Origin of the sequence: Arthrobacter sp. QXT-31 (genome assembly GCF_001969265.1) — a bacterium.
GTDB lineage: Bacteria > Actinomycetota > Actinomycetes > Actinomycetales > Micrococcaceae > Arthrobacter.
Window position 1 is genome coordinate 4,979,404 of sequence record NZ_CP019304.1, and the last position, 13,269, is coordinate 4,992,672.

The window sequence follows — 13,269 nt, forward strand, 5'->3', positions numbered from 1 at the left end:
CGAGTGCGTCATTGTTTAGGTTGCGGCTGTCAGCGCTGAGCTAGCCTTCCTGGTGCGCGACACGCTTGATGAAGTAGGACGCGACGATTGAGACAGTTGCGCAGCTGGCTACATACACCGCGATCGGCCACCACTGTTGCCCACTGACTTGGAAGAGCCAAGCCGCGACGATTGGGGCTGTGCCGCCGAAGACGGCTGCACCGAGCTGGTAACCGAGGGACGCGCCGGTGTAGCGCACCTCGGGGGCGAAGTTCTCGGCGATCAACGTGCCGAGAATCGCATTAACGCTGCCCCACAGCAGGCCGAAACCGACGACGGTGGCGGCGAACAGTGCCCACGTCGCGCCTGTGTTGATCACCAGGTAGTAGGGCACTACAAGGACAATCGTCGCGGCGGCCGACCACCGGTAGAGCACGGCCCGTGAAACACTGTCGGAAATGCGGCCAAAAATGGGCATCCAAATCGTCGCAACGAACGCGGCAGCAGCAACGGCGAGGAGGACGGTGTTCTCCCGGGCTCCCAAGACACCCGTAGCGTAGGCAATGACGTACGTGCCGAAGATGTAGAACGGGCCCGTCTCTGCCGCCTTCGCGCCGATAGAGACCAGCACGGCCCCCCAGTGCTTTGTGACAACCTCTTTGATAGGCAGTCGCAGCCGGGCGCCCGACTCGCGCACCCGCTTGAACTCGGGAGTCTCGTCGAGGCCGTTGCGGATCCAGAGGCCGACCAGGACAAGCACAACGCTCGCCACGAACGGCACTCGCCATCCCCAAGTCAGGAACTGCCCATCCGGGAGCAGGGTCAGCAGAGCGACAACGCCGGCAGCCAGCAGCATTCCCAGGCTAATACCCATCTGCGGCACCGCACCGTACAGGCCGCGGCGGTTCTTTGGTGCGTACTCGTAAGCGAGCAGGAGCGCGCCGCCCCATTCACCGCCGATGCCGAGGCCCTGAAGGATGCGGAACAGAATGAGCAGGATCGGCGCAGCCATGCCAATGGTGTTGTAATCAGGCAGCAGGCCGATGGCCACCGTGCCACCACCCATGAGCATGAGGGTGATGAAGAGAGTCTTCTTCCGACCGATACGGTCACCGATATGCGAGAAGATAACGCCGCCCAGCGGGCGGAAGAAGAATGTGAGCGAGAACGAGATGTAAGCCAGCAGTGTCGACACGAACGCGTTGTCGCTCGGGAAGAAGAGCTTGTTGAAAACCAGGGCAGCAACAGTGCCATAAACAAGGAAGTCGAACCACTCAATGACGCTGCCGCTGAGGCTGCCGATCAGCACGCGATAGTTCAGTTTCTCGCCGGTCGTTGTCTTTTCGGGGGCTGTGGTACTCAAGTCTCTCCTTCGAGAACGCCAAAATTATGCGGCCCGACCATGTGGTCCGACCACAAAGAAGTGTAGGGGTGTGACACGGGGCACGTCAAAGGTGGATGCGGACGGACGCAGGCGTGGCGGGTACGCCGTTTAGTTTGCCGTCTCCAGGTAGTATCCGCGGATGTGTTGGCGCAGAAGCTCTGCCGCCAATGTGCGGTCGCCAGCGCGAAGGGAGTTGCAGATCGCAAGGTGTTCAAGACGCAGTCTGCTGGCGGTTTTCTCCCAGTCAGGGAGAGCCTGGGCGCGGGCCAGGGTATGGTCGGCAATAGAAGTGCGCATGGCATCCATAAGCGTGCTGATCAGCGGATTACCTGCGGCCCGTGAAACCAGCACGTGGAACTCGGCATCGAGCCGGAGGAAATCGGCAATGGCGATCCCCGGGTCATTCATGAGCTCCAGGAGCCGCTCGGCGGAGTCCCAATCTGCCCCTGCGGGATCCGAGTGTTCGGCGGCCCATGTTTCCAGCAGCAAACGGACTTCATATACGTGCGAGTGTTCGACGTGGCTCGTTGCCAACTGCAAGTTGAGGGCCAGTGCCAACGCCTGCTCCGGCGCAGCCGTTATCACGGTCCCTGATCGCGGTCCGGAGCCAGTGGTGGCCTTGATTGCGCCAAGTGCCTCAAGCACGCGCAATGCCTCGCGCAGAGAACTGCGGGACACCTTGAGGGTTTCAGCGAGCGTCCGTTCACTGGGAAGATGATCACCTATGTGCAAGCGGCCGCTTGAAAGTTCGCCGGTCACCCAATTCATAACTGTCTCGTGCGCTTTCATCGTCATCGATTATTGCAGGACAGCACGAGCACCCGCTCCCTACCGTCGAAGTACACCCGAACCTGACACACATATGCCCCCGTCTAGAAACCCACCGTGGGTGTGGCCCGAAAGGCGTTAACAGCCCTGTCTGCGATAACTTGGGCGTCTGTTCCGGAATCAAGGATCGTATTCCTCGCCGATCCGGGATCGACCACGACGGCCGCAACGGCGAGGCTGTCGGAGGACCCGGTCGTCAACAGGGCGTCCACCTGGGACTCGAAGCAGGAGTCACTTGTCTTGGAGGCAACGTCCTTCGCCACCACATGGTTGTTGGAGACGAAGTTGCCAACCCCGCCCATCAGCCGGATGATGACAGGCATCCCACCCGTGGGCCGGATGCTCTGTGAGTCGATGATCTGGGAGAAGTGGTTGCCGATGACAGAGTTGTTGCTGCCGGTGACACAGAGAAGCCCGGTGAGGTCGTCCAATCCGTTGTCGACTCCCAGGAAGGGCGTCCAGGGCTCATGGTCACGCAGGAAGTGGTTCGTGGCCACGAGGTTTTCCGAACTGTTCGCCGCGAGAATCACCATCCCGGGGTAGAACGAATGCAGACGGTTGTTTGTGACGCTTGAACGCGTGACGCCGTTGAGATGGACGCTGCTCGCACCACGGGGGAAGACATTGTTCGCGGTGATCAGGAGCCCGCCATGGTTCTCGGCGTAGATCGAGTGCCCCTTGGGGCCCGCCCCGACCAAATTATCGGTGATCTTTGAGGCCTGTCCCCACCCGCGCAGTTCGATGCAGCTTCCACATTCAGCGATGAAGTTGTGATGGATGGATAGCGCGTCCGCTTTGTGGATGGTGAGCGCGTTCTCCAAGTAGACGAACCCCATATCGGTGACCCGGAACGAGTCATTGGCGCTGGCTACATATATGCCGGTTTTGCCGTTGACGTAGGTGTTCTCGGGAGGCATCGCGGAACCGTCCGGGATGAAATGCAGGCCGTCAATACAGAAGTTGGAGAACTCGACCGAGCTGATCCGCGGGCTCCCGCTTCTCTCAACAAGGAAGGCAGCTCCCTTGGATTCCTCCCCCTCACCGGCGGAGGGAAGGTCGACGATGATGCGGCTCCCCCCGGGCCAGAGCTCATGCAGGTCGGGCCATTCGTCTCCAGGAACGTTGAACCGGATGCTCGACGACGTGAACCCGTGTCCCGAGCCTTCGATCCGAAGGAAGCTGACGTCGATCACCACCTGCGTGCGAAGGTGGTAGTCCCCCGGCGGAAGGTAGATAACAGCACCGGGCTTTCCTCCGTTGTTCACGTCGGCGGCGTACTGCCGTTCCTTGATGTCGGCGATGATGCTGTTGATGACTTCACCGACGTCCTTGGCCGGGTTGCCGACGGACCAGGCCGTCACGTCGTAGTAGTTGTTGCTTGGCATAGCTTCTTCCCTTGATGTTGTTGTTCCTCAGCCGTTATTTCAGCGCCCCGGCGAGGTCAATGTCGGTGTGCTGAACTGTTGGCATTTGGGGACCCTTTCCTGTTTATCCGTTCGTTGGCGCTAGCCGAGCGCCGTGACAGTCAGCGTCCGGATGGTGGCCGGCCCGCCCTCAATCGTCAGCCGGTTCTCCGCATGCCCCTGGGCGGGAAAAACAAGGTCGGTCAAAACCACCTTGCCGTCCTGTGCGAACACCTCCACGGAGCAATGGTCCACGACGATGTGCAGCTTGAGTGCGCCGTCCTCAAGGACCAGCGGGGCCGACTCCACGGAGGGAAACTTCCCGTGAAAGCCGGTGTCGCCTGACCGCCTGCGGTCCAGGAGAAGTTCGGCCGTGGCGGCGTTGTAGCTCAGCACGGTCCCCGCACTGCCGTCACCAATTCCTAACAGGTGGAAGGTCACTTGTTCGGCGTCTCCGGGCAGAATCTCCGTCTCAATGACCTGGGCGCTGCCGGGTACCGCATCCGGCAACCGAAACACTGAATCATGCAGCTCAAAGGTGCCTGCGTCCATGACATTCTGGGTCGCCGCCGGCTCTTCACCTGCGCAGAGGCCGGCCAGGACCGGCTGCTGGATCAGATGTGCGGAACCATTGACTGCTGTGAGGCACACTTCGCGGGCGAGGGTCATCGAGGACCGCCAGGGGGCGGTGGGCAGCTCGTTGGCGTAGTCCCAGTTGTTCATCCAGCCGATGATGATGCGCCGGTCATCCGGGGCGTTGCTAAAGGATACGGAGGCGTAGCAGTCGCGTCCCCAGTCCAGCCACAGGCATTGCTGCAAGGCTGCAGAGCCCGCCTTGGGGTCGGGCAGGGAGGCCAGCCCTTCGGGCGCCACGACGGAGCCGGGATCGGGGGTGAAGCTGACGCCGTTGAAGTGCCCGATGAAGTACTGGCCACCGGAGCCTCCTGCCACGGCGCCTGGGTTCACGTTGACGATCAGTACCCATTTGATGTTCTCCGGGTCCCCGTCCACTGCCAGGGGAAAGAGATCAGGGCATTCCCATTCTCCGGCGTCGGCGTTGGCCGGGCCGAAGTCGCTCAGGAAGTGCCAGGTTTTGAGGTCTTCGGAACGGTAGAGGACCACCTTTTGGTGCTGGGCTTCGACGGCGGCCATGACCCAGCAGGCGCCTTGGTCCCCCTGGTAGCGGAAGACTTTGGGATCACGGAAGTTTGCGGAGTTTCTGGTGAGGACCGGGTTTCCTTCGTATTTTCGCCACGTCATTCCTGCGTCCGTGCTGTAGGCCAGAGACTGGGCCTGTGTGCCGCTGTGTTCGGACCCGGCTTTGTAGGCACTGGTGTAAATGGCTACGAGGGCGGGTGAGTCCGGCGTGCCGAGACCGGACGTGTTGCCGTGGTCAACGACCACGCTGCCTGAGAAGATGTCCTCTGTCTCGTCGCAGGCGATAGCAACGGGGTGTTCCGACCAGTGCAGTAGATCACGGGAGGTGGCGTGGCCCCAGGACATGTTGCCCCAGGTGTTGCCGTGCGGGTTGTTCTGGAAGAAGAGATGGTACATGCCGTCGTAGAAAACCAGGCCGTTGGGATCGTTCAGCCAGGTATCCCCTGCCGTGAAGTGGATGGCAGGCCGGAACCTGGAGGTTTCTGCCGGGGCTGTTTCCGGGCGTGCGTTATCAAGGCAACTGGACATATGTGGCGTTCCCCTTGGGAAGTGGAAGGGTCTGGTTGCCTATTTCCGCGGAGCCGCGATGGAATCGCGTCTCACGAGGGGGCAACCCAGGATGGTCGGGTGAAGTGCCATGAGGGTAAGGTCGGTCTTCCCCTCGACGGCGTCAATCAGGTGCTCGGTGGCCCAGGCACCCATCTCGTAGTGGGGCAGGGCCACCGTGGTGAGGCCCGGGTGAAGGTTGGCGGCGATCAGCTCCTGGTCATCGAAGCCAACAATTGAAAGGTCAGCAGGAATGTTCAGTCCCAGCTCAGCAGCTGCGCGATAGGCTCCCATCGCCATCCGGTCGTTGTAGCAGAACAGTGCCGTAGGCATATCGGCCCGGTCCTCGCGTGCCAGGATCCGGCGGGCCGCCTCATAGCCGCCTTGCACCTCAGACACCTCGGACTCGACAGGTGCCGCATCGCCGTCGAGCCCTGCTTCAGCCAGCGTGGCCCGGAAGGCCTGGAGCCGCTGACTGGTTGCGGGGACGTCGTCGGTGTTGTTGATGAAGCCCACCCGGGTGTGGCCCGCTTCGAGGAGCGCGCCCACGGCGGCGCGTGCACCACCTTCCTCGTCCGGGATCACGGCTGTGATGTTTCCACCTGTGGCCACCGAGTCGACCAGCACGGAGGGCACGCTGCCGAGGTTGGCCGGCAGCTCCACGTCGCGGTGGTACATGGTGGCGTAGAGGATTCCGTCCACCCGGCGTTCCAGGAGGGCCTCGACGTCGGCCTGCCGGGATTCGAGGCTGGCTGAACCTGAGGTGTTGATGATCATGAGGTTGTACCCGCGGGCCTTGGCGGCCTCGTCAGCGCCGAGGATGATCCGTCCGGCGTGGGGCGTGGTGGCGATGTCCTCGCTCACCAGCCCCAGCATGCCGGTCCTCTGGGTGCGAAGGGCCTGGGCAAGGCGGTTGGGACCATAGCCCAGTTGCTCGGCAACGGCCCTGACCTTGTCCCTGGTTTCGGGCCTGACCCGGGCGTAGGAAACCTCGTTGAGGACATGGGAGACAGTCGTCACGGAGACGCCGGCGGCGACGGCCACGTCCTTGATGCCGATGTTCCTGCTGCTCATCTCTCTCCCACGTCCTTATGGTTGGCGATGCCCCTGGGGGCTATCAGTAGGCTACTCGTACTGCTGGTCTAGCCCTTGACGGCGCTAGCCCTTGACTGCCCCCAGCGTCATGCCGGCGACGATCTTGCGCTGCAGCAAAAGGGTCAGGAGGATGACCGGGATGGAGTAGACGGCGGCCAGCGCCGTCATGGATCCCCAGTCCAGGCCGAACTGGGTCTGGAAGTTCGCGATCACGACTGGGGTTGTCTGGGAGCGGATTGCTGTCATCAGGAGCGCAAAGAGGAACTCGTTCCAGGAGGCCAGGAAGGCGAAGATCGCGGTGACGGCGATGCCGCCGGAGACCACCGGGATCACCACTCGCCACAGGGCGCCGAGCCTGCTGCAGCCATCCACAGTCGCAGCTTCCTCCAGGTCTTTGGGGACCGCCTCGAAGAAGCTGGACATCAGCCAGATCGAGAGCGGCAGGGAGATGGTGGTGTGGGCAATGGACAGAGCAATGGGAGTATCTGAAAGGCCAACGGCTGCCATCATCGAAGCCAGCGGAATACCGATCGCCACCGGGGGCACCATGCGGGTAACCAGGGCGGCCATGATGAAGATCCTGCCGCTTATTGTTTGGTACCGGGTGATGCCGTAGGCAGCCGGTACCGCCAACACGAGCGAAAGCACGGTGCTGATGATGGCCGTCTGGATGCTGTTGATGAAGGAAGCGAGGACTCCGTTGCGGCCCAGCGCGTTGGTGTAGTTCTCCAGCGTCCATTCCCGGGGGAGGATGGTGGGTGGCACCGCGATGGTGTCAATCGGCGTCTTGAAGGAAGTGAAGATCAGGTAGAGGAACGGGAATCCATAGAGCACCAGCGCTGCTGCGAGCAGGATCCACAGCAGGGTCCGGGTGCTGCGGCGGCCGGCTTCCAGGCCCTCGCGGTTGGTGCCTCGGCGCCTGCGGGACCCGGGTGTGGTGACAGCTACGGAAGGTTCCGCGGGCACGTCGACCGGTATCCCGGCGTCGTGCCTGATTCTCTCGGCGACGCGCATCAGTTGTCCTTTCCTGGCCGCCAGATGGTGGCCACCGCGACGAATGCGACGGCGAGCATCGCCAGCAGGTAGATAGTGCCCATGGCGCTTGCCAGCCCCGGATCGCCGAATCAAATCATGGTCCGGTAGATCAGCAGGCTCATGGTTTCCGAAGCGGACTGGGGGCCGCCGTTAGTCTGAATGAGGATGGTGTCGAAGGCCCTGGCGGCGTCGATTCCGCGGACCACCAGGGCGACGGCGATGACGGGCCGCAGCAAGGGCAGGATAATGCGGAACAGCAGCGCCGGTGCGCGTGCACCGTCAAGGCGTGCTGCTTCGATCAGATCCCCCGGAATGTTCTGCAGTCCTGCGAAGAGGACCAGGCACATGAATGAGGTGGTGAGCCAGATGTCCGGGATGGCCACCGAGTAGAGCACAATGCCCGGGTCCGACAGCCAGCCGATCTGGTTGGGGTTGGACAGAATGCCGGCCTGGTGCAGGAGGGTCCCGATGAGGCCGAAGTTATCGATCATGAGGAACTTCCACAGCAGACCTGCCACGATCGGGGCGATCATCAACGGATACATAAAGACGGTCCGCCAGATTTGGGAACTGCGGCCCAGCGTGGTGAACAGCAGGGCCATGCCCAGGCCGAGGGCGAATTCGAGGGTGACCACCACCATGGTGTAGGCCAGTGTCCGCCACCCGGCACCAGTGAACGCTTCGGAGGCGAAGACCCGAAAATAGTTATCCAGGCCCACGAAGTCCCGGGGCCCGCCGGCGATCGGCGAGATCTTGAAGAAGCTGTCCGCCACCAGGCGGAACAGCGGGAAGGCGACAAAGACTGCCAGGAACAGCGCCGCTGGTGTCATCAGGAACAATGCGGAGCGGCGATCGGAGATGCGCACGGTTTTCTCTTCCGCTGGTTGGGGCCGCGGCCGGCACCGGACTTGCTGTGCCTCTTCGGCAGGCGCCGGCCGCGGGGGTCTTACTTAAGGAGATCCTCGATCTGCTTCTTGGCGTCGGCAAGGAGGGCGGCGGTGTCACCGCCGGCCACAGCCTTCTGCAGCATGGGAACCAGCACGGTGTCCACGATCTGCTGCCACTTCTCGGTGGCGGGGCGGGTGGCCGTGGCCTTGCCGTTAAGGGTTTCGATCAGCGGCTTGAAGCTCTCGTAGCCTGCCTTGTCCTGGTACTTCTCGAAGGCGGAGATGCGGGAGGCCAGGCCCAGGCTGGATTCGAGGCCCTTGTCGTTGTAGTCGTAGGCGCACTTCACGAATTTCTTGGCCGCTTCGGTGTTCTTGGTGGCCTTGGGGACGGTGAGGTACCACGGTCCGGGGACGGCGCCGACACCGGCTGACCCGGCGATCATCGGAGCCGCACCGACCTTGCCGGCCACCAGTGAATCCTTGGGGATCTGCCGGTAGGCGTGGGCCCAGAACCGGGTCATCGCCGTCTTCCCCTGGTTGAACAGGTTTTGTGCAGCGGCCCAGTCCACCTGCGCCGCGCCGGAGGGAGCGGACTTGGCAAGGCCGACATAGAAGTCCAGTGCTTCCTTGTGGGCGGCATTGTCGATAACCACCTTGTTGTTCCCGTCCACGACCATGGGTGAGCCGGCCTGCAGGACATGGGCGAGCCATTCCGTTTCCACACCGCCCTTGACGTCCGTACCGTACATGCCGTCCTTGGTGAAGAAATCTGAGATCTCCTGGTACTGCTTCCAGGTGGTGGGGGCGGCCAGGTCGTAGCCGTACTTGGTCTTGAAGTCCGCCTTGTTCTTGGCGTCCTCAAACAGGTCCTTGCGGTACAGGATGATCTCGGCGTTCGTCCAGGCAGGCATGCCGATGAAGTGCCCGTCCACGCTTGCTTCCTTGACCAGGGCCGGGAAGATGTCCTTCTTCGCGTCGTCGGTGAAGAGCTCGTCAATCGGCTGAACGGCGTTCTTGAAGCTGGGCAGCCAAACGGAGTCCAGTGCGGCGACGTCGAAGGAGACATTGCCGGAGGAGAACTCACTGGAAAGCCTGTTGAACATGCCGTCGTAAGGCAGCTCGACGAAGTTGGCGTTAACGCCTGTTTCTTTCTTGCACTGTTCGGCAACGCCTGTAAGTTCGGCATGGCCGCCCGCCTCGACGAGTACGTTGACCGTGCTGGCACCGGCACTACCCGGCGTTGCTGCCGGGCCCCCTGCGCCGCAGGCAGTTGCTGCCAGAAGCACCGCGGTGGACAGACCGCCGATGGCGGTGATCCGGGAAATCGTGGTTCGAGAGGACATCGCTGTCGACTCCCTTTCTTTTGACGGAATCTACGTTGGTAAGGATGGGAAAAGTAAGACCGAAAAGTGAAAAATCGTTTTGCCAAATCGACTTGGCACTCAGGTTAGGCGCGGACGCAGAAAGGTGTCAAGCGTCACACCCAGTTTTTCGAAACCCTTGACTGCTGCCGGAGAGCGGCCATCAGAGACGTCCCGCCCTCTGGCGTAAGGGTTGCGTGAGACTTTGCCTGTCTCGCTGAATGAGACCATAATGCTCTACGTGAATTCCACTGATTCGAAGCCGGCTGCCAGCATGATTGAGCGGGTTTCACTGATCCTTGACGTATTCAGTCCTGAAGAGCCGGTCCTGACGGGAGGGGAGATCGCTCGCAGGGCCGGACTTTCCCGGGCGACGGCGGCGCGGATACTCTCGGAACTCGCCAAGCACGACTTTGTCGACCGGGTTCAGTCCGGATACCAGATCGGTATCCGGTGTTTTGAGTTGGGGCAGATGGCGCAACAGCCAAAGGATCTTCGGCGCCTGGCTCTGGCAACGATGTTCGACCTCCGGCGGGCTACGGGCTTGACTGTTCAGCTGGGCGTTCTCGAAGGTAATGACGTCGTCTATATCGAGATTTTGCGCGGCCAGTATCGGGACCTAACAATCCCATCCAGGGTTGGTGGACGTGTACCGTGCTATGCCACTGCTGGTGGGAAGGCCCTGCTTGCACACGCCCCTGACCAGCTGGTCGAGGATCTCCTGAACGGCCAGCTGGAGAAGATCGGACCCAACACTGTTACCGATCCCCAGGAGCTTCGCGCCGAACTGGACCTGGCCCGACGTGAGGGTATTGCCTATGAGCGGGAGGAATCCCATGCTGGCCTGGCATGCGCGGCGAGCCCCATTCTCCGGGGCGATGGTACCGCTGTGGCCGCTATTTCCATCACCGCTCCGGTGGGCGTGGTGGAGATGAGACTGGTTGGTCCCGCTGTCCATGCAGCGACACTGGGGCTGAACCGCCAGATGGCGGCAGCCCCGCATTGGGCCAAGCTATAGGTGTCTCATTGAGTGAGAGGAAGATTTTGACGACGGCGGCCCGCGCCTGATGCTTATGCCAGTCCCCGTGATCTGAAGCACGGGGATGTGAAAGCTAAGCAACAAGGAGTGACCGGTGAAGGCCGCAATCATGAACCAAGCAGGCGCACCGCTTGCCGTCGTCGATCTGGATCTACAGCCCCCTGGTCCGGGCGAAGTCCGCGTGCGGGTTGACGCGGCAGGCATCTGCCACAGTGACTACCACTACATGGTCCAGGACCTGCCATGCCGGACGCCTATCGTGCTGGGCCACGAGGGCGCGGGCATCGTGCAGGAAGTCGGAGTCGGGGTCACCCATGTCAGGCCGGGCGATAAGGTCATACTGACCTGGCGGCCAAGCTGCGGCAGGTGCGAGTACTGCACGAGCGGGTCGCCTGCGCTCTGCCGCCTCGGCGCGGTGCACGCTACCCATAACGAACTGCTGCGCGGCGGAACACGGCTGTCACAGGACGGACAAGCCGTCCATCACCTGATGGGGGTGTCCTGCTACGCCGAGGAATGCGTCGTCTCCGGCGAATCGGTGATCAAGATCCCCCAGGAGGTTCCCCCCGCTGTAGCAGCCATCATGGGCTGTGCCGTGATCACAGGGATGGGAGTTGTGCTGAACGGAATGGGGGCTCCGGCCGGGGAGTCGATCCTTGTCGTTGGAGCCGGCGGAGTGGGGCTTTCGGCGGTCATAGGCGCAGCAGCAGTCGGGGCCTACCCGGTGATCGTTGCCGACATTGACGACGAAAAGCTCGCAAAGGCGCGGGAGCTTGGAGCAACCCACACGATCAACACGCGCGAACACGACCTGGCCGCCACTGTGCACGAGATCACTGGCGGAGGAGCCCACTGGGCTGTCGAGGCAATCGGCCGGCCCCAGACCATTCGCGAGGCAGTCATGGCGCTTCGCCCCCGCGGCACGGCTTTCGTGGTGGGACTGTCCAACGCCGAGGCCGAGATCAACGTGCCCTTGAACCAGGTTGTCCAGCAGGAGAAATCGGTGAGGGGGAGTCTGTACGGCTCCTCCAATCTGTCAGTGCAGATCCCTCAGATCCTGGACATGTATCTGGCCGGCCGTTTGCAGCTTGATGCCCTTGTCGGTGAGAAGTTCAGCCTGGTCCAGATCAACCAAGCATTCGACTCGCTGGCCAAGGGAAACATCGGTCGTTCGGTGATCCTGATGGGCAGCAACTAATCCATACCTTCAACGTCGAAGGTCTTCCCTTAGGAGAGAAACATGTCATCAACTGTCGCAGCGCCACAGATCGTGGTCTCCGACGAGGACCGGAAACGCGCCCTGTGGGGCAGCGCAGTCGGTAGCACAATCGAGTGGTACGACTACTTCCTTTACGGCACCATGTCCGGGCTGGTATTCGGTCCGTTGTTCTTCCCGTCCAACGATCCGACCGTCAGCCAGCTCTTGGCCTTGGCGTCCTTCGCCCTGGCCTTCTTGATCCGTCCGATCGGCGGCATTCTTTTCAGCCATGTCGGAGACCGGATCGGCCGGAAGAAAACACTGGTCGTCACGCTGACCCTGATGGGCGTCTCTACTGTCGCCATGGGTTTGATGCCGACCTATTCGGCTATCGGCGTCGCGGCGCCCATCATTCTGACTGTGCTCCGCCTGCTTCAGGGCCTTGCCCTGGGCGGCGAATGGGGAGGGGGCCTGCTTCTGGCCGTCGAGTACTCCCCCAAGAACCGGCGCGGATTCTTCGGTGCAGTCCCGCAGACCGGTGCTATGCTCGGGCTTGCACTCGGCAACATGATCACTTTGGCCGCGGGCGCGGTCTTCTCTGATGAAGCTTTCTTGGCCTACGGGTGGCGGATACCGTTCCTTCTGTCGGTTGTCCTGTTGGCTGTCGGCCTGTGGATCCGTCACAAGGTCGACGAGACACCGTCATTCCGGATGGTGAAAGCCGCGGGAGCGACGAAACAGGTTCCCCTCGTCGACACCCTGAAGCACCACTGGCGTGAAGTCCTTATCGCAACCGGCGCCAAGATCGTTGAGACCTCGACGTTCTTCATGTTCGCGACGTTCACCGTCTCCTACGCCATGACCCTGGGCTACGACCGCGAAGCCGTACTCGCCGTGCTGCTGGTCTGCGCCGTGATCGGCGTCTACTCGATGGTCAAGTTTGGTGCGCTCTCGGACCGAATCGGCCGGAAAAAGGTTTTCCTCTGGGGCACCGTGGCCCTGATGGTGTTTATCCTCCCGTACCTCTGGATGCTCAACCAGAAGTCCCTGCCGTTCCTTGCCGTTGCGCTTTTCATCGGGTTTGCCGTCATCTGGCCCACCTATGGGTCACTGATCGGCACCGTGATCGCAGAGAGCTTCTCCCCCGACATCCGCTACACAGGCGCTTCCCTCGGCTACCAGCTTGGAGCAGCTATCGCGGGCGGGCCCGCTCCGCTAATCGCCACGGCACTCCTCGCAGCCTTCGGCGGCAGCTATCTTCCGGTGGGCCTTTTCATCGTCCTTTGCGGCGCCATCTCACTGGTGGCTGTGTTGTTCGCCAAAGAAAAGAGCAACCAGGAGATCGACTAGGGCCCA

General features: G+C 62.0%; 10 protein-coding genes and 1 pseudogene. 3 read left to right on the forward strand and 8 right to left on the reverse strand.

All coding sequences use genetic code 11. The annotated features are described in order from the left end of the window. Positions 1 to 40 precede the first annotated feature (40 nt). From BWQ92_RS22725 to BWQ92_RS22760, 8 genes and pseudogenes are all read right to left on the reverse strand, one after another. A complete protein-coding gene (locus BWQ92_RS22725; protein WP_076803374.1) occupies positions 41 to 1,342 on the reverse strand; it encodes an MFS transporter in 1,302 nt (433 codons plus the stop codon). 129 nt (positions 1,343 to 1,471) lie between these two features. Further along, on the reverse strand, positions 1,472 to 2,152 hold the full coding sequence (locus BWQ92_RS22730; protein ID WP_236783035.1) for a FadR/GntR family transcriptional regulator: 681 nt from the start codon (positions 2,150 to 2,152) through the stop codon (positions 1,472 to 1,474). A gap of 83 nt (positions 2,153 to 2,235) precedes the next feature. Continuing rightward, positions 2,236 to 3,576 (reverse strand): right-handed parallel beta-helix repeat-containing protein, encoded by a 1,341-nt coding sequence (locus tag BWQ92_RS22735; RefSeq protein ID WP_076803376.1) that lies wholly within the window; start codon positions 3,574 to 3,576, stop codon positions 2,236 to 2,238. 120 nt (positions 3,577 to 3,696) lie between these two features. Next, positions 3,697 to 5,280, reverse strand: a complete 1,584-nt coding sequence (locus BWQ92_RS22740) for a glycoside hydrolase family 32 protein (RefSeq protein ID WP_076803377.1) — start codon at positions 5,278 to 5,280, stop codon at positions 3,697 to 3,699. Between the two features lie 39 nt (positions 5,281 to 5,319). Further along, entirely contained in the window at positions 5,320 to 6,372 is a 1,053-nt protein-coding gene (locus tag BWQ92_RS22745) for a LacI family DNA-binding transcriptional regulator (protein WP_076803378.1), read from the reverse strand. Between the two features lie 84 nt (positions 6,373 to 6,456). Next, positions 6,457 to 7,407: a carbohydrate ABC transporter permease gene (locus BWQ92_RS22750; RefSeq protein WP_076803379.1), complete on the reverse strand. Its 951-nt coding sequence runs from the start codon at positions 7,405 to 7,407 to the stop codon at positions 6,457 to 6,459. Beyond that, a pseudogene (locus tag BWQ92_RS22755) lies at positions 7,407 to 8,294 on the reverse strand (carbohydrate ABC transporter permease). Before BWQ92_RS22755 ends, BWQ92_RS22750 begins: the two are co-directional and overlap by 1 nt. Positions 8,295 to 8,374: 80 nt before the next feature. Beyond that, positions 8,375 to 9,658, reverse strand: a complete 1,284-nt coding sequence (locus BWQ92_RS22760; protein WP_076803380.1) for an ABC transporter substrate-binding protein — start codon at positions 9,656 to 9,658, stop codon at positions 8,375 to 8,377. A 259-nt stretch (positions 9,659 to 9,917) separates the two neighbouring features. Between BWQ92_RS22760 and BWQ92_RS22765 the strand changes: the two genes are divergently transcribed. The 3 genes from BWQ92_RS22765 (at position 9,918) to BWQ92_RS22775 (ending at position 13,263) form a co-directional block, all read left to right on the forward strand. Next, the gene (locus BWQ92_RS22765) at positions 9,918 to 10,694 is read left to right on the forward strand and encodes an IclR family transcriptional regulator (protein ID WP_172804331.1); all 777 of its coding nucleotides are present in this window, start codon (positions 9,918 to 9,920) and stop codon (positions 10,692 to 10,694) included. Positions 10,695 to 10,809: 115 nt separating this feature from the next. Continuing rightward, positions 10,810 to 11,913 carry a zinc-binding dehydrogenase gene (locus tag BWQ92_RS22770; protein WP_236783037.1) on the forward strand — a complete coding sequence of 368 codons (1,104 nt, stop codon included), beginning with the start codon at positions 10,810 to 10,812 and terminating at the stop codon, positions 11,911 to 11,913. A gap of 42 nt (positions 11,914 to 11,955) precedes the next feature. Further along, complete coding sequence (locus BWQ92_RS22775) at positions 11,956 to 13,263, forward strand: MFS transporter (protein ID WP_076803381.1); 1,308 nt, start codon at positions 11,956 to 11,958, stop codon at positions 13,261 to 13,263. Positions 13,264 to 13,269 lie beyond the last annotated feature (6 nt).

What these genes read in the sequence shown, in the direction of transcription:
- BWQ92_RS22745 (WP_076803378.1), bottom strand. Translation starts at nt 6,372, where the DNA reads ATGAGCAGCAGGAACATCGGCATCAAGGACGTGGCCGTCGCCGCCGGC.
- BWQ92_RS22760 (WP_076803380.1), bottom strand. Translation starts at nt 9,658, where the DNA reads ATGTCCTCTCGAACCACGATTTCCCGGATCACCGCCATCGGCGGTCTG.
- BWQ92_RS22775 (WP_076803381.1), top strand. Translation starts at nt 11,956, where the DNA reads ATGTCATCAACTGTCGCAGCGCCACAGATCGTGGTCTCCGACGAGGAC.
- BWQ92_RS22750 (WP_076803379.1), bottom strand. Translation starts at nt 7,407, where the DNA reads ATGCGCGTCGCCGAGAGAATCAGGCACGACGCCGGGATACCGGTCGAC.
- BWQ92_RS22735 (WP_076803376.1), bottom strand. Translation starts at nt 3,576, where the DNA reads ATGCCAAGCAACAACTACTACGACGTGACGGCCTGGTCCGTCGGCAAC.
- BWQ92_RS22730 (WP_236783035.1), bottom strand. Translation starts at nt 2,152, where the DNA reads ATGAAAGCGCACGAGACAGTTATGAATTGGGTGACCGGCGAACTTTCA.
- BWQ92_RS22740 (WP_076803377.1), bottom strand. Translation starts at nt 5,280, where the DNA reads ATGTCCAGTTGCCTTGATAACGCACGCCCGGAAACAGCCCCGGCAGAA.